This is a genomic window from Schinkia azotoformans LMG 9581 (assembly GCF_000307855.1).
Lineage (GTDB): Bacteria > Bacillota > Bacilli > Bacillales > Bacillaceae_J > Schinkia > Schinkia azotoformans.
On record NZ_AJLR01000038.1, the window covers coordinates 83,853 to 106,311 of the forward strand.

Sequence of the window (22,459 nt, forward strand, 5' to 3'; positions counted from 1 at the left end):
CACAGGGTCGAGTTCTCTGACCCACATCTGTAACTGGGACACAGTTCCCGGCCCCGCGTCCCACTCCTCACACAAAAATGGGACACAGTTCCCGACCCTGTGTCCCAACAACTGGGCTTGTGTTCCGCCCGGTTAGTCTTCTATTATATTCATTCCATCCTCTAATACTTCTACTTTTGTTGTTACCACTTTGTCATTTGCGTTCAAGCCACTCTTCACTGAGACTTGGGAATCAGTTATTTGGCCCACTTCTACTTCTGTTAGTTTGGCATGACCGTCTTCAACCACGTATACAAATATCTTTCCGTCTTTTTCCACTAATGCTTTAGCTGGAATAATTGTGCCTTTTGATTGTTCATCATCAATGAACATCACTTCACTTACCATTCCTGGCTTCAATTTTAGTTCGGAATTCCTCACTGTAATTTCGACCGGATAACCCTTACCATTTACGCTCACTGGACTAACATTGCTGACTTTACCAATAGAACTAGTGTCAGCAGCGGCTATTTTTACTTGAACAGCGTCACCTACGCTGATCGTATTGATTTTTTCAGCTGGTACATATACTAGAGCCCGCACATTACTAATATCCGAAACTACTACAGTCGCGGTTTGCGGCCCTACTATTTCCCCTACTGCACTATTAACAGAACTTATTGTCCCTGCAATAGGCGAAACGATTGATGCTTCTCCAAGATTATGATTTACAATTTGGGCAGCTGCTTCGGCTTGTTTCAACTGTTCTTCACTGACCGTTACCTGTGGATTTTCTTTTGCAATTTGCAGCTGTGTTTTTGCGTTATTGTAAGCAACCTGGGCTGTCGCAAGTTTATCCTGAGTAGTTTTTCTACTAACCTCTACGGACTTCATAGCAGATTCTGCTGTCACAAATGCGGTCTCAGCCTGCTCCAACTGTGACTTCGACACCGCGCCTGCAGCAAACAGTTCTTTTGTACGATTCAAATTAGCCTGGGCGTCAGCAAGATTTTTAGCAATCTTTTTCTCTGAAGCATTAATTTCTTCCAAGCTATTTTTTAATTGGCTCACCGTTGAGGCCGCCTGATTCAGCCCGTTCTCCGCTGCAATCACCCCATTTTTATAGCTTGATTTTGCCGCTTCAATCCCAGACTTTGCAACTCCCAATGCTGCCTCAGATTGGAGTGATTGATTTTTTAAATCCTGATCTTCTAAAGAAAACAAAAGATCTCCTTTTTTAACCGTCATTCCTACCTCTACAGGTATACTTGCAATTCGGCCTGAAAGCTTTGGAACAACCGTCACTTCTTCATTCGCTTGAACAGTCCCGGTAAAAATCGGTCCGTTGTTTAAAAATCCTTCATAAGCCGTCGCTGTTTTTACATTTACAGAAAGCTCTTGGCTTGAAACTTCAATCACATTAGAACTGCAGCCAGTTAGACCTGGTGTGGCCACTAATAAAAGACTTATAGCAGCAAATAGTGTTTTATTTTTCATTCGCAAATGACTGCTCCTTTCGTTAACTTCATTTAAAAATGGGCCAGAGTTCCCGACCCCATGTCCCAACTACACCAAAATGAACCACAGTTCCCGGTCCTGTGTCCCATCACTCGGTTTGCTTTGGTTTCTTAAAGAAAAAAACCAAAGGAATGCATAAAAATAATGGTAAGGCCGCTATCCAAAATGTGTCTGCTATCCCTCTTGTTGTCGATTCAAGTTGGATTAGACTTCCTAGTGTACTTAAACTTATTGGTGATGAGCCGCTTACTTGAAAAATGGCTGGATTATCAAGTGTGATCGATTCCGCCATATAGCTGCCATGTAAGGCGGCACGTTTTTGCATGATCATCGTGAGGATTGCAATCGATATGGAGCCCGCGACTTGCCTAATCAAATTCGATAAGGAAGAAGCATTCCCCACTTGTTTTGGAAGAACAGCATTCATGCCCGCTGTATTGATCGGCATCATACATAAGCCGAGCCCAAGACCACGTACGATCAAAACAAAATTGATCCAACTATGTGATGTATCTGCCGTTAATCGGTATAACTCATAGCTCGGCACAGCAGACAGTATCAAACCTACCACACCGACAGGAATAGCACCGAATTTATCAAATAGCTTACCGGCAATTGGCATCATTAACGCCATCGCAATCGCCTGCGGCATCAACAAAATCCCTGTATCAACAGCAGAAATATGCTGGATATTTTGAAAATAGATCGGTATCAAAAACATACCGCCCATAAGCCCCACAGTTAAAAAGCTGGAGATAGCCAGACTAAGCGTAAATGGAAAATTTTTAAATAAACTTAATTCAATAATCGGGTTTTCTTTCCCTTTTTCCACCCAAATTAATAAAATCAAAGCGGATATGGCTATGTATAGTAAAAATACAATCTCAAAGGACGTCCATCCCACTTTATTTCCGTTACTCAATGCATATAACATCGTTGCACATGACGTCGCGATTAGGAAAAAGCCCATAAAATCGAATGTCTTCGTTTTATCAATTTCAGTCTCTTTTAATAAAATACTAACCATAAAAAGGGCAAAAAGTGCGATCGGGATATTGATGATAAATAGAAAACGCCAATTAAACCATTCAATTAAATAACCGCTTAGGGTTGGGCCGATGGCCGGCGCCACCATCGCCGATATCCCCCATAAACCTAAGGCCATTCCGATTTGGTTCCGAGGTACAATCTTATAGATCAAGGCCATACTGATCGGCATAATGACACCGCCGCCCAACCCTTGAATGACCCTTGCAATAATCAAAGTCATATCGCTCCACGCAATCGCGCAGAGAAAAGCGCCTCCTGTAAACACCGCCAATGAAAGTAGGAAAAATTTTTTATATCCTAAGCGGTCTCCGGCATATCCCGATATCGGGATAATGATCCCAGAAGCAAGCATATAGCCAGTTAACACCCATTGAATTCGATCCTGTGTTGACCCGAATACATTCATGAGCTGTGGAATGGCAATATTGAGAAGGCTATTATTTAAAATAGCAACAAAAGCGCCAATAATAATCGCAAATAACGGCAACCAATAGGATTGCTGTTGCTCTTGAGGAGGTAATTGTGCTGTCAACTCATTTCCCAATGTTAGGCCCTCCCCTATTTGATCTTAATTTTGATAACCACATTCGACCCTGGAATTAATTCTAAATCCTTTGGTTTAAAAACAGTAATCTCAATCGGTATTCTTTGCGTGACCTTATTGAAGTTACCGCTCGTATTTGTTGCTGGTAATAAGGAAAAAGTTGAATTCGTTGCTTTTCCAATTTTACTTACTTTCCCTTTCAGCTTTTGCCCACCTAATGCATCAATGGAAACGGTAACCTCTTGACCTGCTTTTATTTTTCCTATATCGGTTTCTTCAATATTGGCAGACACGTATAAATCATTTAAATCCATTACTAAAGCAATCGGCTGAGAAGGTGATGCTAATTCATCTGTCTTTGAATATACCTTGACAACGGTCCCGCTCACTGGTGCTTTTACAATTGCTTTATTTATCGAACTTGCATCAAGATTGGCGGTATCGAGCTCGGCCAAGGTTTGATTTTCTTGGACAATCTCACCCTCTTCTACAAAAACATTAGAGATTTCACCAGTAATTTGCGGTGTAGCCTTATACAATTCCCCTGCAAACCTAGCATCCTCTGTTTTCACATAATGCGCACTTTGATACCAATAATAATAACCAATTCCAATACCGGCACCAATTATTATAATAAGTATCAAGATTAAAGATTTCTTACGTTCCATACTCCCACCCTGTCTACTTTATTTTTATGGAACACGGGGACGGTTCGCCTGTTCCAAAACCAACATTTTATTTCGAACACGAAATATTATTCCTTTTTATACTCTGCAACCTTTTTCATCATATGATTGGCCAATAGTTCCAACGAACGATAAATCTGCTCCACACTTTCTTCATCTAAATCTTCAAATAAAATTTCAAAAAAGCTCTCTTCAAGTACCGGCATTTTTTTCCGTAATTGCGTCAGCTTTTCTGTCCCCGCTACCCAAACAATTCTACGATCCTTTGAATCTCGAATTCTAGTAACATAGCCATTTTTCTCCAAACGGTCAATAATACTTGAAACCGTACTATTGGCAAGCTTAACCGTTTCACTAATCGAAGATACCATCTGTGGCTCATCCTTAATACAGCGACAAACCAACACTTGCGGCACTGTTAAATTCGTATCCCCAATTTCGTGTGTAATAAGATCATAGTAAGATTTATTAATATTTCCAATTTGTTTTCTAATGCTGTTCGTATGTATTTTCATAACCCTGGAATTCGAGGATGACTCTCCTGTTCCAACTCCCCGTTCTCAGTCCCTCATCCTCCTTTTAATCATGTAATAATGTGAAATATTTCGTATTCGAATAATTAAGTATTATACCAAGTTTAGCTAAAATTACAAAGAAAAAGTTTGGGACGTGGGGGCGGATTTTCTGGCCTAGTATCTGATTTTCTAGCCCAGTTTGGCTTAATACGGGACACAGTTCCCGACCCTGCGTCCCACCCCGACTATTTGTCCCATTCATCATACTTTAAATTTAGTCACTAATTCTTGTAATTGCAGTGCTAATTTACTCAAGGCTTCACTTGAGGCATTGATTTCCTCCATAGAAACTAATTGTTCTTCGGAGGCTGCTGCTACACTTTGCGATTGTCCAGAAGCTTCTCTGGCGATTTCGGCTAAATGCTCAACTGACGCTGTGGCTTCCTCCGTATTGGAAGAAATTTGTTCCGAAGTAACTGATACTTCCTGAATTTGACCATAAACATGTTCAACTGCTATCAATACTTGTTGGAATACCTCACCTGTTTTGCTGATGACTGCCTTTCCTGCATCAACTTCATGAATATTATGCTCTATTTCACTAGTAGCAACTTCCGTATTTTTTTGAATCCCTTGAATTAACTGCACAATTTGGGTGGCAGATGCACGTGATTGATCTGCTAACTTTCTTACCTCATCAGCAACAACTGTAAAACCTCTACCATGTTCCCCTGCCCGTGCTGCTTCAATCGCTGCATTTAGTGCGAGTAAATTCGTTTGTTCTGCTATATTGGATATGACATCAATAATTTTTCCGATTTCCTGCGATTGTTCACTCAACTTTCTCATGGCTACCGTAGTGTTTTGTGTGCCAGCCTCAATGGTTTCCATCTGATGGATGGCTTCTTGAATAGAGAGATATCCTTGTTCTGACAAGGTTTCTGCATCCTCTGCGGAATCCTTCACAGTCATTGAAAACTTGGCAATCCGGTGAATGCCATTCGATACTTCCTCCATTGCCATTGCGCTTTGCTCTGATCTGATAACTTGGATTTCAGCCCCACTAGCAACCTCTTGAATAGCAGCAGAAATTTGTTTTGTTGCATTAGTGGCCTGTTCACTAGTAGCTTGTAATTCTTGAGACGATGCTGTTACCTGTTCAGCACTACTTTCAATCTGCCTAATAACTTGCCTAAAATTATAGGCCATTTCATTAAAATCTTCTGTCAACATACCCAGTTCATCGTTTGTATGTATTTCAAGCGGTTTTACTTGTAGATTTCCTTCTGAAAGCTCATTTACATGGGCTGTAATAACCTTAATCGGAGCTATAATTTTTCTAACAAACAGAATTGTAATAATAGCCAAAATACCCGATAGCACGACTCCCAAAGCTATTGGAAATGCTAGAGTCTCCCATACCCTCTTATTAATGATCCCTGCATCAAAGTCGATTGCATTAATTGCTACTACCTCTTTAGAAGAATCATTATCTTTAAAAATTGGAGCGTATCCAGTAACGCGTTTGATTCCTCCATATGAATATATATCAGAGTAGGTTGAATGCTTCATTTCTCTAATTTTCTCAATGACTTCCGGTTCTAGATCAACCGAATCTCCCGCGATAATTCCCTGTGATTTTAAGGATTTATCTGCTGCAATAATTTTACCTTCAAAGTCTAAAATGTAAGCATCTAAAAATATAGGCTTCTTTTCAATTATCCAACCAATTTGATCTTCAAGTTTTAGTAAGTCATTTTGACTTCCACTAGCAACACTTTCAAGTAAATGAGGGTCAATAACACCAGTCGTAATATTGGCACAGCCTATCAATTCTAGTCCAGCAGACTCCTTTACCTGTTTTGAGACAGTAAAATAAAAAACAAATGAAATCATGACAAAACAAATTGTAAAAAGGATAATAACAATACCAACGATTTTCCCTGTAACTCCTACTTTCACGCTATCCCTCTGTTCTTAATTATTGATGGTTTTAAAATTCCCTATTTACTTGCTACAAAAACTTTTACTTATATTGAAAATTGAAGTGATGCTGTTTTAATAAGGTTAGGGAATTCTGGGTGTAAAATCGTAGATGGGAATATGTTAATAAGCAATAGGTTTGATATGGAAGCACTTTTTTGAAAATTGTAGGGACGCAATACTTGAGGATCATATATCTGGAGTTCCTAGATTGGAACGTAGTAACACTTCACTTCCTATTCTCTTCCAATAGATTGTATCAAATTGTATTTAAAATAAGGAAAGAATTTGTATTATACTTATACTATATATACCATTATTTTCATCCTACAACAATTTTTGTTATATCACTTATAAAAATAAAAAAAAGTGAGATAAATCACATTTTGTCATTTTTTGTCGAATTTTATTTTTGCGGGACACAGTTCCCGGTCCTGTGGCTCGCCCATCCCCGCGTCCCATCCCACAAAAAAAGGATAGAGAAGTTATCTTCCCTATCCTTTGTTGCATCTAAAATCCACTTTGTCCCCAATAATTTAATCCAAAACCGCCACTAGCACCATACTTTTCAAAAATTTTCATGGCATTCCATTGGGCATCGTTTAATCCTCCATAGATCAAATCGTTTGAGTTTGAATTTGAGTTTGATCCATTTGTTTTAGGTGTTGTTTTTTTATTCGCATATGTCTTTGGATCTGTACTAAAATGCCACTTATCATTGATTGTAACCTTACTTGCAGCGGCATCATAATTCACTTTGTATCCTAATTGTTCAGAAACAAACCTCAATGGCACTAGGGTACGGCCATCTTTATTTTTTGCAGGCGCATCTAAGGTAATGGGTTTATTGTTAACGTAGGCCGTTTTCGAGCCAATCGTTAAGGCAATAGTAATATCCCCTTTCTTCGCAGTTACCGTTTGAGTACTATTGTTCCAATCCATTTCGGCTCCTGTTAAATCCAGAATTGTTCGAAGAGGTACAAAAGTTCGACCATCTTCCACTATCGGTGGCGTGTCAAATGAAACCTCTCCTGGCGGCATTTCCAAAATAGATTCTAAATCCATCCAAGCTATTGGTTGCACGTCTAGCAGGCTGTCCCATGACTTAGTTTGTTGCAAGGCTTGCATTTCCTTTGTTTTAACGACATCTGCCCATTGTCCAGTTTCCACAGCTTTTGACCACTCAGGTGTTTTCACCAAATTAGCCCATTGATCCGTTGTAACGACATTCGTCCATACTTCAACATATTCTGGTTCTGACCATTGCTCAACGTAACTTGGATTGGTCCATATATCTTGTTTTGTCGATGGATTAGATTGATTAGGCTTTGACTCCGTCTCTTTTTTCTCAGGCTCCTTCCAAAGACCTTCTGACCATAAATCCGTATAGGGAGATCCCTGGTCATTATTCTGCACGTTTGACTGACCCCAGTCTAGATTTGTTGACCAATCTGTAGTGGTGGATCCAGGAGTTGTTGGTGTTGTTGGATTTTCATCCCCCCAAAGATCCTCTGACCAAAGCCCTGCAGCAGATGTCGCTTGCACTGTACTAATGGAAAGTAAAGCTGACAAACCGATGATTCCTAATTTCTTTTTCATGACATTACATTCCCCTTTCTAAACGATATTTTTATAAATACTTTTGAACCTACCTTTATGTTACAGCCAACAAGTAAGAATCTTTGTGAATAAGAATAAGCCTCCCTCCTAATCCATTTGAACTACAAAATATTATACAGATGGAATCTTACAAAAATCTTACAAAGATCTTACAACGAGGTATCTAAAAGTGAGCCGAAGTTCCCGACCCCGTGGCCCAGTGTTTTTACCGTTTTTTCCCGGTTAATTATAGCAATTGTACATGATAATATTGGGATTAAATGATTGTAAAATAGTCCTATTTTGCGAAAGGATGTTTCTATTGAAGGGAATACTAATTGTTGACGATTCTCTTTTTATGAGACGTCATTTAAGAAATATTTTAATTGAATCAAACTATCGGGAGATTATAGAAGCGGAAAATGGAATGGATGCAATCCATAAATACAAGATTTACTCACCTGAGATTGTATTAATGGATATTACGATGCCTGTGCTTAATGGTATGGATGCTTTAAAAGAAATAATTAATATTGATCCCCAAGCCAAGGTAATTATTTGTTCGTCATTAGGAGGACAACAAATCATTATTAAAGAGGCAATTAAAATCGGAGCAATAGATTTCGTTGTAAAACCTCATTTTCATAATTTGGTAACTATTGTAAATAGGCATTTTACTTTAAATACATAAAGGGCTGAAATAGGGACAGCCTTTGTCCCTATTTCTCTTCTATTGCTTAATAATACGGGACACAGTTCCCGACCCCATGGGACCCCATGGCATGGCATAGCACCCGACCCCACAGCTCAACATGGAAAAAAAATAAAAATTCTTTGGAATTTGAAACCATTTTATGTAGAATTTCGTCTAAAATAAGAGGGGAAGACTATTAATCTACTAGAGGAGGATTTATTATTATGAAAAATTGGAAAAAACCGTTTAGCGTTTTATCCGCAACAGCGCTTCTGAGTGGGGTATTGTTCACAACTAGCGTGGACGCTTCTTCAGCTCTTAAAAAAGTTGATGCCCATTATAAAAATATTAAAATCATCAATAACAGCCAGGAAGTTACAATTGATCCAAAGACTGAACCATTTCTCTTGAATGGGGTAACGTACATACCTCTTAGAATGATGGGAGAATTATATAACAAAAACGTGCAGTGGAATGGTGAATCAAATACGATTACGATCAAGGATATTACAACACCTATCAGCCAAGCAACAGTCGATTCGCTTACTGCACAAATTAAAGCAAAAGATTTACAAATTGCCCAGCTACAAGCTGAGATTAATAAATTAAAAGAATCCCAAAAAACAGGGAACCTTAATGCTTTAGAAAAACAACTAAATGATGACTATTATGATTATTACAATGACCTCGATGATGTTGATATTATGTTAAGTGGAGACAAAAATAAAATTGATGTCCGTATTGATGTAGACGGAAAGGACTGGAATTCTCTCACTAGCAGCGAGAAAACAAAATTCCTTCAAGCTATCATTAATGACATTTTGAAAGAATTTAAGGATGCCGATATTAAAGGAACAATAAAAGATGCTGATAATAGCAGTAAGCAATTAGCTAGTTTTAACATCGATTCATCAGATAAAGTAAGACTTACCGCTACAAATACAGACCTTGATGATTTAGAGGACGAATTAAATGATGATTACTATGATTATAATGGAATCGATGATATTGACATTTCATTAGATGGTGATGAGGATGAAATTGATCTAACAATTGAAGTTAACGCCGATGATTGGAACGATCTTAGTAAAAAAAATAAACTTAAATTCCTACAAGATATCGTTGACGACATCCTATATGAATTTAAAAAGGCTGAAATAGATGGAACTGTTAAGAATGCAGATAATGGTAAAAAATTAGATACATTCTATGCGGATGGTAGCGATGGCGGCGATGTAGAGATAGATTAATTTTATAGAAAAAATCAACAGCCAGCGTCCGAAAGGCGCTGGCTGTTTGTTGCTTATGGAAATATTGTTATTTACGTTAGAAAACAGGAAAAACGTCGCCGTTAACGCTACCTCAAATAGTTTAATTTTGATCCGTTAGTACTCCAACATTCGAGTTATTAGTAACATATCCTAAACCTAAAGTTGTTTCAACAAAATTGGGTGGTGTCGTAGTGTCGCTTAAACTACCTTCGCCATTGAATCCAATATTCACATCAAATCCTACTTTTATTGGCTCTTCAAGAGTTAACTCCAGTTCGTTTTGATTCTCAGTTTCCTTATAATCTATTACCGGAATTATATAAAACTCTTCGTCCTTGTCCACTTTTACAGTAAACATGTCTTTACTTAATGAATCGTGCAAAACAATTGGTTCATCAAAAACAATTAGAATTTTCAAACCTGTTTCATCTACGGTTATTGATGTAGCTTTTGGTGCGGTTATATCAGGTTCACCCTCATCCCCACCGATCGAGTTGTCTGTTATTTCTGAAAATTTATGCCAATTATAAATTTCTCCACTATTTGGTTGTACCTCTATCCTAATAGTTGTAGCATCAGAAACATCTAAATTATCAATAGTTACACTATAATTCGGATTATTATTTGCTTTAACATTGTATTTTGCTAAATCTTTAATCCACTTTCCTTCTGTATCTCTGTCAGAAATATAGATAGTGTAATCAGTAACTATTGATTCATCTTCAGCTTTAGTAAACTCAATTATACCAGATATCAAACCAGCTGTTGGATTTGTATCAGTAAAGGAAGAAATGCTAATCCCGTTTAATGATAAAGTTTTATTTGGGATTTTAATAACTATATCTTCCGCCGGACTATTTCCTGAACCATCATAAACCAGATTTTTTGGTATTGTAAATTGAGCATCTGATTCTACTGTGTTTTTTATCCATAATTGTTTTGAATACCATGTATCCCACTTATTTTCTGCTTCTATTCCAATCCCTTGTTCAGTTAAATACTGTAGGATAGCATGCTTAGATTCATCGGAAAGCTCCTTGCTAAATTCAATAACAAGATCATCAGTTCCATCAATATCAATTATATTATCTTTCGATGTTAGGACAATCTTATTAACTGAAGGGGGATTGCCAATTACTTTAAATGATAAGTTTCCTGATGTGATAGGAATACCAAGTACATAGCCCGTAATCTCAATTTCTTCTTCTGCCCCATGTGTTGCGATCACAGTATACAGGCCAGGTGTCTCATCACTTTCTACGACACTAATTACATCTAGATAAACATACTCCTCTAACTTAAAGTCAAAATCGTATTGTCCTATTTCGTCGCTATATACTAATCCCCTAATTGGTTTCCCTTTAGTATCCACTACCTTCACATCAAATGTAAACTCGGTATCAATTGATATAGTATCTGACATTGTAGAACTTATAATACTCTTAGTTCCATCAACCTCCGGACCAAAAGTACCCGAAATTTCTCCATAACCAATTACTTTCCCCTCATGCATTGCAGCCCCTATAGCATCAAGACTATCCTCTGGGCTTGCATCTTCAGCTAGGTCAAATTTTTCAACATTTAAAGCAAAAACCTCTAATAAATATTCATGTTTAATATTTGGTTGTGGTCCACCATAACCTTTGTCGTTAGGTGCATAGAATGGTGGGTAACTGTTTTTTAACTCAACACCTACCATTTCATCTGTTCGTGAAACTCCTTCACCTATACTGTTAATATTCTTTGGAATATCCTTAACAATCCAGTGAACGAAATGATCCGTATCCAAGTCTGTTAAAAGAATTATATAGGACTGGGCATCTTCAACTTTTGTCCATTCAACTGGTAAACTAACATTTCCTCCATCCATGCTATATTTTTCATCAATATTTCCTTCATTCTCAAACGCTGTTGTTATTTCAATCGGTGTGAGCGGATCATATGAAACTGAGAAACTCCAAGTGGATTTGTCATTTATTCCAGCAAATTCATTTCCGGCCTTATCTTTAAAGGCGCCTTTTTGAATTGTAACATATACTTTCGAACTATAAGGATCGTCAGACTCTGTCATCATTTCAAATTCTGTTTCACTTGAAAATGTTTCATATTCATCCTCATCAACATATACATGTTCCATTAGGTAATTCCAAAGTTTAATTGTAACAACCTTTCCTGATACAATTACATAATCACTTAAGACTGGTATATCAATCTTTCCCTCTGAGTTTTCAGTGTCTTCGGAAGCCGCAGTAACTACAATATCTTCATCAACAGGTTTAATAGTAATAAACTTTTCTTCAACGGCTGTTACATCTTCATCAAAAGTAATTACCCAATCACGTAATAACGATACATTTTTAGCACCGTTTTCCGGGGATAGGGATATAATGGTTGGTGGTGTCGTATCCCCACTCCCGGTTGAGCCACCATTTCCAGAGGAACTACCGCCTCCCCCACCGCCACCGGTATTTCTAGTCATGTTAATTGGTTTATTTTTATATGAAGATTCATTTGCTTTTGAACCGGAAGCTTTGTCAATCGTTCCATCGCCCAACACCTTTACAGCAGCTTCAAGCACCAAAGAAATGATCTTCGCATCTTTAGCTAAATTGATAGTTGTATCCTTTGCTTTTTTATCTACATTCAGATTTTGAATAGATCCTCGAGGAATCTCAACTGCAACTGTGGTTGCCTGAATATCAACCGTTTCAAAATTACCGATGAGAGTTACTTTGGAATTTGCAGGTAATGTTTCAGCAAGAGTAATCGCCTGGAATGCCACTCCTTCTGTGCCAACCTGCTCCACCTTCGCATTTGATTGTAGTGTTACCTCTTGAACTGTCGTACTTCCAGTTGCAACGATCCGCACCGTACCATCTGCTTTATTAACGATAACTGTTAAAAGAACAGTATCTTCAAAATAAATACTATTCTCTCCGCCGCCGTTAACATACGTTTTCCCTTTAACGGTTACGCCTTTTAGATAAACTTCCCCGTTGCCAACTTCCTTAGCAATGGTTAAATTACCTTCGATTATCATATTTTTTAAAGTTATATCGGGAGCAGTTACTACAACATTACCCTTCACTGTTTCTAATCCAGCTGCCGGGCCGTAAGTACCAGCAGTGTCATACACTTTTTCTGACACAGTCTGGCCGACGCCATTCAGGGCACGGCTTAAAATAACAACCGCCTCGGCTCTTGTTGTATTGTTTAACGGCTTAAAAGTACCATCGTTAAAGCCTTTCATAAGTCCTTGTGCCACAATACCACCGACAACGCCTTTGCTCCACTGTGGAATACTCCCCTTGTCCTTAAATTGCTCGACACTATCTGCAGCGTTTTCTACTTTCAATAGACGTGACAGAATAGCCGCTACTTCTTGGCGATTGATATTGTTCTTCGGCTTAATTGTTCCGTCCTGGTATCCGCCAATATAACCCGCGGCCTTTGCTTTCAGCACTTCACTGTAATACCAATCTTTCGTCGAAACATCATTAAAACCAGTTTCACTAGACTCAGTGAATTCGAATGCACGATTCACTAACGCAATAAATTCAGCCCTAGAAATCGAGGCATCAGGTTTAAAACTACCATCCTTATAACCACCAATCAAACCCTTCTCTACCCACTCACTAATCTCCTCTTCAGCCCAGTGCCCCTTTATGTCTGACCCTGAAGAAAAAACGTTGGTTCCAAAAAATGATAAAATCATAGCTAGAACCATTACAACTGGTAAAAATCTTTGAAACCTTCTCCGATTTCCCACTGCTACTCTCCTCCTATTCTATTTGAACTACAAAATAGATTATATAGAAGGCGTCTTACAAAATTCTTACAAAAGTCTTACAAAACAGGTGAATTTAGGAATCTAAGTAATTTTTTTATACCAAGCCAGAGTTCCCCAGGTCAGAGTTCCCGACCCCGTGTCCCAATTTAACTCCTATGAATCTCCTGATAATTCTTCAGCATTTTCCTTAATGCTTCCCTTCTCCAACTTTTGATGTGGTTGGCTGGTACCCCCTCTATTTTCGAAATTTCACGAAGCTTTTTATTTTCGATTATTGCATGATTCACCCACGCCAATTGTCTTTCTGATAGTCCATCGCAATATGACAAAATGATCTCTCGTTCCAATGGCACTCCACTACCTGTATCCTCGATAAACTCTAGCACTTCATCACTTACAGCAGTATACCGCTGCTTAAATCGAGCCAGTTCCTTCATGTGTTGCAACATTCTCCCCCTTACCGTTTTCTGCGCAAAGGCTGGAAATGGTCCTTTTTCGGGGTCAAAGCGTTGATAAGCTTCCCAAAGCCCTATTAGCCCAATCTGATAAAATTCCTCTTGACCCTTGAAAACTTGTAATGAAAGAATCTGTTTTTTTACCATCGGTTCAAATTGAAGCAAGACTTCCTCTATTGATTTGTTTTGATAAATCAAGACATTGTCCTTCTGAAAATGCGCACCTTCTAAGTATTCCGCGGTACCATTACTGTAATCGGACAATAAAAGACTGTCATATCACCCTATTTAAAATTCGAAGCAAACTAGGGTGACCAAACTTTAAGTAAGAAACTATGAAACTTTAAATATCACTACTACAACAAAAGCCATATGTAACAATAAACATATTGTCAAGAATGGTGGGGCAGGGTTTCCGACCCACTGGTCCACTTTCTGGGCCAGAGTTCCCGACCCCATGGTTCTTGCATTCACTTCTGCAATTTTGGGCTAAAAAACTGCTGTTTGCTTGTCACTAAGAAGCTGCTAGTTGAGGAGACGGTCTTGTTCCGAATCAAGACTTGAAATTGATTAAGTAGACTGGTTAATGAATCCCGTAGTTTGTCTTTTATGGTAAATTTTAATCCATACTGTTGAAGGTTATCTACTTCATTCGTCCAAACTATCGATCCGCTAACCTCAAGAGTTTGTTCCAAGATGTATGTTTTTAATTTTAAAATTAAATCGGGCCGTGGTGGTAATTTAATATTGGATGTGAACCGGACACCTCCAGGACCTATATCTTCAATTAACACCTTCGTCATACCCAACTGTACTGCCTTTCCACCTAATGAAGTGATCGTCATTTCTGCTACTAACGGTCTTGGCAATTCAATTCTGAAATATTCACGGCGATTTTCAAAAGAAGAATCTTCCGTTAAAACTCCAGTGTGTGGCAAACACTTGCCTATTTTAAGTATTCTTTCAAATTCTTCACTTGCGATGGGTTTGCTGAATAAATATCCTTGCATTTCATTGCAATGGATTTTGCGTAAATAGGCATATTGTTCGCTAGTCTCTACTCCTTCTGCGACAACATCTATCTTTAATTTTTCAGACAGCTTAATGATTGCTGTAGCAATTTCGGTATTCTCGATATCAATTGGAATTTGTTGAATAAATGATCTATCAATTTTGACTGTGCTCGGTTTAAGCGTTTTCAAATAACTTAAGGAGGAATAGCCGGTTCCAAAATCGTCAATGGCAATACTGATGCCCATTTCACGTAATTGTTCCAATTTGAGTGCAATATTTGCTTCATTTTCCATAACAACGGTCTCGGTAATCTCAATTTCAAGCCATTTCGGCTCAAGTCCAGTTGCTGCTAGAATGTTTTCAACTGTATCGACGATGTTGACCTGTAAAAATTGCAGCGCTGAAAAGTTCACGGAAATTTTAATCGAGTCATACCCTTGATCCTGCCATTTTTTATTTTGAGCGCAGGCCATGTATAACAACTGCTCGCCAAGCGTATTAATTAATCCTGATTCCTCAGCTAATGTGATAAATTCCTCAGGGGATACAATTCCCCATTCAGGATGTTTCCAGCGAGCCAAGGCTTCTGCCCCCACTATTTTATTAGACTTGCTGTCGATCCTAGGTTGGTATAGTAAAAAAATATTCTTTTCTTGTACAGCTTTTCTAAGATCATTTTGCAGAGTGAATTTTTTATACATACTGATATTCATAGTAGGCGAAAAAATTTGATATTTATTTTTTCCTTCATCCTTCGCCCGGTACATCGCGAGATCCGCATTTTTTACTAAGTCTTGGATGTTGTTGCTCCCATAAGGATATAAACTGATACCAATGCTGGTTGTAATAAACAGTTCATAATTTTCTACCCTGAATGGCAACTCAAAAAGCTTTAAAATTTGTTGAGCAACGTCATGAATCTCATCCAATTCTTTAAGGTTTGATAAAATAACAGTAAATTCGTCTCCCCCTAACCGTGAAACAAAATCTGTTACCCTTCTAATATTACTCAAGCGAAACGCGACTTCTTTCAAAAGCTTGTCACCAATATTGTGCCCCAACGTATCATTCAAAAATTTAAACCCATCCAGATCTAGAAACATTAAGGCCAACACGGATTGGCTATGTTTTGCCTCTTCAAATTTGCGCTTCAGTTCTTCTTCAAAAAGCCTTCTATTTGGAAGCCCGGTTAAGTAATCGAAATAAGCCATATGCTCCGCTTTTTCTTCTTGGTTCCTAAGCTCATCTTCTATGTTTTTGTAATTGGTTATGTCATTAATAACGACAAGATAACCTTTTACATTTCGATTGCCGTCATACCATGGCAACGGGCTAATCATAGCATCGATTAATGTGCCATCTTTCCTTAGCCTTTTTGCTTCTGTACTAGGCATTGAATGCCCTGCCATGATACCAGCAAACATTTTTTTGAATTTCTCTGCTTCAAAGTCAGGAATAATGGGAAAAGCCTGACCTAAAACTTCTTCTTCTTTCCAACCAAACATTTTTTCAGACGTTTTGTTCCAGTATTTAACGGTCATGTTTGAATCAAGTGCAATCAGTGCTAATGGCGACATTTGAAATGCAGTAAGTAAATTCTGAACTGTTTCTTTAGAATCCCACAACATTTTGCCCTACCTCCAAATTGTAATACCTATCTCCTTTTTCATTTAAAAAAAATAAAAAAGACTTGCTTCCGTAATAAAAGGAACAAGTCTTTTACTTCAAAATTACGGTAACTGGCTGACATTCCATACATAACGGATTAGTCCCTATAGCTTTGCGTCACTACATTTCTGTAGTTTTGCCTTTTTCAATTTTTTATCACTTAATCTATTTTTAATTTTACACCAAATAGGACTATTGTACAGTGAAAATGCGAATATTTGTAAAAAATCTAAACTTTTTTGCTGGAATATGATGAAAAAGCAGGATAATACGCGGATAAGTCTATATTAAAAAAGTACTAGATTGAGTTTGGGCCAGAATTCCCGACCCCATGGTTCAAAAATGAACTAAAAAAATCTTAGAATTTGAACAAAATGTGACCGATAGGGTGTGGAAAAATGTAATTTTTTAAATGATAATAGAATCAAACCTATTAAGGAGCTGATTGAATGCTAAGAAGAAAACTGTTTCGAAATTTATTTGGTAAAACTTTAAGACAAAAACGTTATGAAGGCAGTAAGAAAAAGTTAACATTATCAGAATTTGTTTCAAAAACAGATCTTGACGACAGCTATATAGGAAAGATTGAACGAGGTGAAAAATTACCGGATGCTCTAACTCTGTATAAAATATTTGTCGGTCGTGGCATTAGCATTGATCAGCTTTTTAACGATATGAAACCGCAATTCGAAATGCTAGTAAAGCTAGAAAAAAGGTGAAATTCCCTAAATAAATATTGCATGTACTTATTTTTCAATGATTTGCAAACGTTTTCATAAGTGGATATTATTTCTATTAGAAAAGAAAATGTCGATTGTTTAAGTTGTTAAACTATCATCAAAATATTCTAAAATAGGAGAGTGTCATTATGAAACAAATCATCAATCATTATGAGGTAAATCAAAATACGATGGCTTTATTATCGGTTGCTCATACGGAATACTCCACACTTGTACTTGAAGAAAACCAACAATTCTATGTTCGAAAAACACCTATTCAAATTGTCAAGGATGCCTGTCTAGAAGGCGGTTCTACCTATGATGGAAGACGTAGAGCTGTAAGTTATAGGACCGGTTCACAGCAAAAGGTTCCCATTCCAATTAATCCAAAAGACGAAATTTTTGCATTTCCAACCCACTCACCTAAATCGTTTGAATGTAACTGGATTTTCTATCATCATGTCAAATACATATCAACATATAAATCTCCCGACCAACTAAGCGTTCAATCAGTGATCACATTTAAAAATGGACAACGCATCTCTTTACAAGAATCCCAATATATATTAGAAAAACAAATGCAGCGAACAGCCATGTGCATTATCGGGTTTTAATTATCCCAGGAACATAGGGACGGTTCTTGTATTCCATTATTAAATTGGAACACAAGAACTGTCCCGGCATTCCATTAAAATCTTGATAATAAACTCTTAGCTTTATGCCCATGGTATATTGCTTTAGATCTGAACTTAGATTTAAGTTCTTCACATAAGGCGTCATTTGACAGTACTTCATTGTACCCTTGTAAATAACGGTGTAAATAATAACCGACCTTCATAAAAATTTTCAACACATGGATTCCTCCCCTTAATCCACACAAATCGACGGAATAAAACTTGTTGTATTCGGAAACTGGCTGACATAGTTGTAAAACAACGTTAGTCCCTATAGCTTTGCGCCACCATTTTTCAATGGCTTTGCCATTTCGTATAATCTACGTGTTATACAGAAACAATACAATATTTATAGCACCCTTGATAAGAGGCTGCGGACCTATATTGGAGGGAAGCGAAGTTTCTCTTGGATCTGTCAATACTGTGCTTTTATCCAAAAAACAAGTGGTAATTCCAACCAATATGATATATAATTTATTCTAAATTAAATATCATACCGAAAGTTAAATGGCAAACCTATTGAAAAATAGGGACGCAAAGCCACGGGCCTAACGTTATTACAACTATGGTAGCCGGGTTACCAAAGAGATGGTTATGTAAAAACTTTTCTAATCCACCTTTTTGGTGGATTTTTATTTTGCCATTGAAAGGAGGATAGAGATTTTTGAAGACTAAAAGTTTATTAAATAATTTAATTGATCAAAATCAATTTGAACATTACTTTCAACCCATATATAACCTGAATGATAATTCATCAATTGGTGGTGAATTCCTGTTAAGAACAAATATGGGCTCTCCTGATTTTATATTTAGTGAGGCAAAAAAAACAAATAGGCTCTATGATCTAGACACCAAGTCTATCCATAAAGCCCTAACGAGTTCCCATTTCATAAATAGAAGGTTTATGAAAAAAGAATTAAAGTTATTTATAAACGTCTTCCCATCGACTCTTATAAATAAAACTTTTCCTGCATTTCTAAATGATATTTTTACAAAATTCAAGGAGTCCTGTCAACACATAATCTTTGAGATTAATGAAACTGATACTTTCGACTTAAATTTATTGTTTGAAAGGGTAAAATTGTTAAAAGAGTATGGATTTTCAATTGCCCTTGACGATGTTGGTAAAGGCTGGCCTTCCATGCAATCAATAATTGAATTTGAACCAAATTATATAAAACTAGATCGATATTTTTCTAAAAACCTTGAGAAATCTGTAAATAAGCAAGACATGATTAAATCTGTACTTTCGTACTGTGACAATACAAATGTAAATTTAGTACTGGAAGGAATAGAGAATGAAGAAAGTCTAAATACTGCACGAGATATAGGTGTACGTATGGCTCAAGGATACTATCTAGGTATGCCTGAAAAGATTAATTAAGAAGTAATGAGCCCCAACTTAAATAACTGAGAAGGGGCTTTTTCAGGGTGAATAGAACTTAGAAGAGAAGAAAAAACTATTGCACTTAACAAAATGCTTATATGATTCTATGGCTCCCCCTCTGTTAGGATAGATGTCGTATAGAACTTTAGTGTTATACTATAGTAAACACGGAGGTTGATCGACATGACGGAGAAACTAGGAAAACGATATCCCAAGGAACTAAAAGAATCTATTATAAAAAGAATGATGCCGCCAAATAACGAGGCCATCAGCCAAATAAGCGAAGAAGTTGGCATAACGGAAGCAACATTATATAAGTGGAGGAAAGAAGCTCGTGCTGCTGGGAATGCAACAGCCGGAGATGGACAAGGGTCGGAGCAATGGAGCAGCGAGGACAAATTCCTTATCGTAATGGAAACGTACGCAATGAATCAAGCCGATTTAGCAGAGTATGGCCGAAAGAAAGGCCTGTATAGAGAACAAATTGAAGCATGGCGTGATAGCTGCTTGAACGCTAATGGTCGGGAAACTAACCAAACAAAGCAGTTGAATCAAGAATTGAAGGAAGAGAAAAAACGAGCAAAAACATTAGAAAAAGATTTACGTAAAAAGGAGAAGGCATTGGCGGAAGCCACAGCCTTATTACTATTAAGAAAAAAGGCCCAAGCGATCTGGGGGGACCAAGAGGACGAATGATCAGCCCGTCAGATCGCGCACTAGCAGTAGAACTCATCCAAGAAGCTAACAAAAACGGTGCGCGATTAGCCCTAGCGAGCAAAGAATTGAACATTAGTGTACGCACGTATGAACGGTGGGTTTCAGAAGGTGGAATTAAGGAAGATCAGCGTCCTATCGCTTCACGTCCAGAGCCTAAAAATAAACTAACGAAAGAGGAAAAACAAGAGATTCTAGAAGTCGTTAAAAAGGAGGAATTCGCTGATTTACCGCCAACTCAAATTGTGCCAAAATTAGCGGACCAATGTATCTATATTGCCTCTGAATCTAGTTTTTATCGTGTGCTTGATTACCGCCACCGAAATGTACCATCAATGACATCTTTCTTACCACCTAATGACAATAAATGTACCAGAAAACGACAGGCTATTTACCACTTCGCGCCTTCTGTATAATTAGTGAGCACACCTTCAGGTGTGACATTATTATGCAGGAGGTTTTTTGTATGATTCTTTATCGAAAGATTTTGGAATTACACGATGAGGGAATTAGCCTTAGAGGTATTGCCGCAAGTACAGGTAAATCTCGTCAAAAAGTAACTGAGATCATCGGCCTTGCCGAAAAAAAGGGATTAGTCTGTCCATTAGAGGAAGAAATGACGGATAAATGGATTGAGGAATTTCTCTTTCCTGAGAAGACGCTAGAAGCATCAGGGCGACAACCTTTGAACTTTGACTATATTCATGAAGAGTTGGCAAAGCCTAATGTGACTCTTTCACTTCTTCATCATGAATATGAAGCAGAATGTAGAGCGAATCAAAAAATCCCTTACTCTTATCGGAGTTTTTTACGGCACTATAGCAGGTACGCAGATAAGTACAAAGCGACATTGCGTATTCGTAGAAAGCCCGGTGAAATTATGGAAGTTGACTAGGCGGGATCCACTGCTTTCATTATCGATAGGGATACTGGGGAGAAGATAAAAGCCTATGTGTTCGTTGCGACATTACCGTGCAGCCAATTTTCATATGCGGAAGCAAGTTTATCTATGGATTCACATTCGTGGATTACGGCTCATAATAATGCGTACAAGTATTTCGGGGGCACTACCCAGATTATAGTTCCCGACAACTTAAAAACGGGCGTTACGAAGCATACAACCCGTGAATTGATATTAAATCCTACTTACAAAGAAATGGCAGACTACTACAACACTGTTGTAATGCCTGCACGAGTTCGTACACCGAAGGATAAGGCTAGTGTTGAAGGTTCTGTTGGGGTAATCTCCACATGGATTATCGCGGCATTAAGAAACACACACTTTTTCAGTATTGACGAATTGAACGAAGAGGTTCGGATAAAGTTAGATGAATTCAATAAGCGACCCTTTACTCGAAAAAAAGGGTCGCGTTTGTCTGCATTCGAAGAAGAGGAGAAATTTGCGCTTTCTCCCCTTCCCATTGCACCTTATAAAATGTCTGAATGGAAAAAGGCAACAGTGGGTCCTAACTATCACCTATCTGTCGATAGCATGTTTTATTCGGTCCCGTACGAATACATCAATCGAGAAGTCGATGTGAAAGTATCAGAGGACCTCATTGAAGTCTTTTTCAATCATATGAGAGTGGCATCTCATAAACGATTATATGGGAAATTTGGTCAGTCTACCACTATTCGCGATCATATGCCTGATAACCATAAATTGTTTGTTGATCAAACCCCGGAAGCTGCGATTGAATGGGCAGAAAATATCGGAGCATCAACCCTAAGCGTGATTCGGTATTTTCTTGATAATTCACAAACTGAAAAACTGGCTTTACAATCCATATTTTCATTGAAAAAGTTTGAGCGTCGTTACACAAAATATGAAATTGAACGTGCGTGTAAAATGGTAATTTCTATGACCCAAAGACCAACGGTCAAAAGCATTCAAACAATACTGAAGAACAATAAAAAGAATGATGCCGAGCAAGAACTGAAAAGGAAAACTGAAATCAGCAAAAATAATTATGGCTTTACTCGTGGAGCTTCTTATTATGGGGGAACGGATAAATGATGAATGAACAAACATTAAGCAAATTAATCGAAATGAAGTTGGGCGGTATGGCCGAATCCTATAAAGAACAAGCACTGAATAAGGATTTTCAAAAGATGAGTTTTGAAGACCGTTTTAGTTTACTCGTTGATTTAGAATATTCTCGCCGAAAGAGTAATAAGCTGTAACCGTCAAGTAGTTTT

At 37.8% G+C, this 22,459-nt stretch carries 17 protein-coding genes, 2 pseudogenes and 3 riboswitches; of the genes and pseudogenes, 9 read left to right on the top strand and 10 right to left on the bottom strand.

The annotated features are described in order from the left end of the window. Positions 1–132: 132 nt before the first annotated feature. The 6 genes from BAZO_RS03665 to BAZO_RS21080 form a co-directional block, all read right to left on the bottom strand. Positions 133–1,476 carry an efflux RND transporter periplasmic adaptor subunit gene (locus tag BAZO_RS03665; protein ID WP_003329930.1) on the bottom strand — a complete coding sequence of 448 codons (1,344 nt, stop codon included), beginning with the start codon at positions 1,474–1,476 and terminating at the stop codon, positions 133–135. Positions 1,477–1,585: 109 nt separating this feature from the next. Beyond that, positions 1,586–3,091 carry a DHA2 family efflux MFS transporter permease subunit gene (locus BAZO_RS03670; protein ID WP_003329931.1) on the bottom strand — a complete coding sequence of 502 codons (1,506 nt, stop codon included), beginning with the start codon at positions 3,089–3,091 and terminating at the stop codon, positions 1,586–1,588. Between the two features lie 14 nt (positions 3,092–3,105). Continuing rightward, positions 3,106–3,759, bottom strand: coding sequence for a biotin/lipoyl-containing protein (locus BAZO_RS03675; protein WP_003329932.1), 654 nt, complete (start codon positions 3,757–3,759; stop codon positions 3,106–3,108). A gap of 86 nt (positions 3,760–3,845) precedes the next feature. Then, positions 3,846–4,292 (bottom strand): MarR family winged helix-turn-helix transcriptional regulator, encoded by a 447-nt coding sequence (locus BAZO_RS03680; RefSeq protein WP_003329933.1) that lies wholly within the window; start codon positions 4,290–4,292, stop codon positions 3,846–3,848. Positions 4,293–4,553: 261 nt separating this feature from the next. Then, on the bottom strand, positions 4,554–6,254 hold the full coding sequence (locus tag BAZO_RS03685) for a methyl-accepting chemotaxis protein (protein ID WP_003329934.1): 1,701 nt from the start codon (positions 6,252–6,254) through the stop codon (positions 4,554–4,556). Between the two features lie 531 nt (positions 6,255–6,785). After that, the gene (locus tag BAZO_RS21080) at positions 6,786–7,874 is read right to left on the bottom strand and encodes a copper amine oxidase N-terminal domain-containing protein (protein WP_003329936.1); all 1,089 of its coding nucleotides are present in this window, start codon (positions 7,872–7,874) and stop codon (positions 6,786–6,788) included. Positions 7,875–8,187: 313 nt separating this feature from the next. Here BAZO_RS21080 and BAZO_RS03695 point away from each other — a divergent pair, with 313 nt between their 5' ends. Further along, positions 8,188–8,565: a response regulator gene (locus BAZO_RS03695; RefSeq protein ID WP_039956973.1), complete on the top strand. Its 378-nt coding sequence runs from the start codon at positions 8,188–8,190 to the stop codon at positions 8,563–8,565. 227 nt (positions 8,566–8,792) lie between these two features. Beyond that, positions 8,793–9,818, top strand: coding sequence for a stalk domain-containing protein (locus BAZO_RS03700; RefSeq protein WP_003329938.1), 1,026 nt, complete (start codon positions 8,793–8,795; stop codon positions 9,816–9,818). A 121-nt stretch (positions 9,819–9,939) separates the two neighbouring features. On the opposite strand, the gene BAZO_RS21085 is transcribed toward BAZO_RS03700, so the two are convergent. From BAZO_RS21085 to BAZO_RS03715, 3 genes are all read right to left on the bottom strand, one after another. After that, positions 9,940–13,608 (bottom strand): YbhB/YbcL family Raf kinase inhibitor-like protein, encoded by a 3,669-nt coding sequence (locus BAZO_RS21085; RefSeq protein WP_003329939.1) that lies wholly within the window; start codon positions 13,606–13,608, stop codon positions 9,940–9,942. Positions 13,609–13,775: 167 nt separating this feature from the next. Continuing rightward, positions 13,776–14,282, bottom strand: coding sequence for a sigma-70 family RNA polymerase sigma factor (locus BAZO_RS03710; RefSeq protein WP_157382056.1), 507 nt, complete (start codon positions 14,280–14,282; stop codon positions 13,776–13,778). Between the two features lie 272 nt (positions 14,283–14,554). Further along, a complete protein-coding gene (locus tag BAZO_RS03715) occupies positions 14,555–16,726 on the bottom strand; it encodes an EAL domain-containing protein (protein WP_003329941.1) in 2,172 nt (723 codons plus the stop codon). A gap of 103 nt (positions 16,727–16,829) precedes the next feature. Beyond that, positions 16,830–16,917, bottom strand: a riboswitch (cyclic di-GMP riboswitch). Positions 16,918–17,215: 298 nt separating this feature from the next. On the opposite strand from BAZO_RS03715, the gene BAZO_RS03720 reads away from it, so the two are divergent. Then, positions 17,216–17,485 (top strand): helix-turn-helix domain-containing protein, encoded by a 270-nt coding sequence (locus tag BAZO_RS03720; RefSeq protein ID WP_003329942.1) that lies wholly within the window; start codon positions 17,216–17,218, stop codon positions 17,483–17,485. Between the two features lie 149 nt (positions 17,486–17,634). Beyond that, positions 17,635–18,099 carry a competence protein ComK gene (locus BAZO_RS03725; protein WP_003329943.1) on the top strand — a complete coding sequence of 155 codons (465 nt, stop codon included), beginning with the start codon at positions 17,635–17,637 and terminating at the stop codon, positions 18,097–18,099. A gap of 74 nt (positions 18,100–18,173) precedes the next feature. On the opposite strand, the gene BAZO_RS22250 is transcribed toward BAZO_RS03725, so the two are convergent. Beyond that, a complete protein-coding gene (locus tag BAZO_RS22250; protein ID WP_157382057.1) occupies positions 18,174–18,338 on the bottom strand; it encodes a hypothetical protein in 165 nt (54 codons plus the stop codon). 51 nt (positions 18,339–18,389) lie between these two features. Further along, positions 18,390–18,477, bottom strand: a riboswitch (cyclic di-GMP riboswitch). Between the two features lie 181 nt (positions 18,478–18,658). Next, positions 18,659–18,744, top strand: a riboswitch (cyclic di-GMP riboswitch). Between the two features lie 79 nt (positions 18,745–18,823). Here BAZO_RS22250 and BAZO_RS03730 point away from each other — a divergent pair. The 5 genes and pseudogenes from BAZO_RS03730 to BAZO_RS03750 all read left to right on the top strand — a co-directional run. Then, the gene (locus tag BAZO_RS03730) at positions 18,824–19,543 is read left to right on the top strand and encodes an EAL domain-containing protein (RefSeq protein WP_003329944.1); all 720 of its coding nucleotides are present in this window, start codon (positions 18,824–18,826) and stop codon (positions 19,541–19,543) included. A gap of 186 nt (positions 19,544–19,729) precedes the next feature. Further along, positions 19,730–20,242, top strand: a complete 513-nt coding sequence (locus BAZO_RS03735) for a transposase (protein ID WP_003329945.1) — start codon at positions 19,730–19,732, stop codon at positions 20,240–20,242. Continuing rightward, a complete protein-coding gene (locus tag BAZO_RS03740) occupies positions 20,239–20,676 on the top strand; it encodes a helix-turn-helix domain-containing protein (protein WP_003329946.1) in 438 nt (145 codons plus the stop codon). Before BAZO_RS03735 ends, BAZO_RS03740 begins: the two co-directional genes overlap by 4 nt. A 50-nt stretch (positions 20,677–20,726) precedes the next feature. Continuing rightward, a pseudogene (istA, locus tag BAZO_RS03745) lies at positions 20,727–22,277 on the top strand (IS21 family transposase). Further along, a pseudogene (locus BAZO_RS03750) lies at positions 22,274–22,441 on the top strand (AAA family ATPase); the annotation flags it as partial. The pseudogenes istA and BAZO_RS03750, both read left to right, overlap by 4 nt. Between the last annotated feature and the right edge of the window lie 18 nt (positions 22,442–22,459).

What these genes read in the sequence shown, in the direction of transcription:
- BAZO_RS03720 (WP_003329942.1), top strand. Translation starts at nt 17,216, where the DNA reads ATGCTAAGAAGAAAACTGTTTCGAAATTTATTTGGTAAAACTTTAAGA.
- BAZO_RS21080 (WP_003329936.1), bottom strand. Translation starts at nt 7,874, where the DNA reads ATGAAAAAGAAATTAGGAATCATCGGTTTGTCAGCTTTACTTTCCATT.
- BAZO_RS03715 (WP_003329941.1), bottom strand. Translation starts at nt 16,726, where the DNA reads ATGTTGTGGGATTCTAAAGAAACAGTTCAGAATTTACTTACTGCATTT.
- BAZO_RS03725 (WP_003329943.1), top strand. Translation starts at nt 17,635, where the DNA reads ATGAAACAAATCATCAATCATTATGAGGTAAATCAAAATACGATGGCT.
- BAZO_RS03700 (WP_003329938.1), top strand. Translation starts at nt 8,793, where the DNA reads ATGAAAAATTGGAAAAAACCGTTTAGCGTTTTATCCGCAACAGCGCTT.
- BAZO_RS03695 (WP_039956973.1), top strand. Translation starts at nt 8,188, where the DNA reads ATGTTTCTATTGAAGGGAATACTAATTGTTGACGATTCTCTTTTTATG.
- BAZO_RS03680 (WP_003329933.1), bottom strand. Translation starts at nt 4,292, where the DNA reads ATGAAAATACATACGAACAGCATTAGAAAACAAATTGGAAATATTAAT.
- BAZO_RS03735 (WP_003329945.1), top strand. Translation starts at nt 19,730, where the DNA reads ATGACGGAGAAACTAGGAAAACGATATCCCAAGGAACTAAAAGAATCT.
- BAZO_RS03675 (WP_003329932.1), bottom strand. Translation starts at nt 3,759, where the DNA reads ATGGAACGTAAGAAATCTTTAATCTTGATACTTATTATAATAATTGGT.
- BAZO_RS03740 (WP_003329946.1), top strand. Translation starts at nt 20,239, where the DNA reads ATGATCAGCCCGTCAGATCGCGCACTAGCAGTAGAACTCATCCAAGAA.
- BAZO_RS03665 (WP_003329930.1), bottom strand. Translation starts at nt 1,476, where the DNA reads ATGAAAAATAAAACACTATTTGCTGCTATAAGTCTTTTATTAGTGGCC.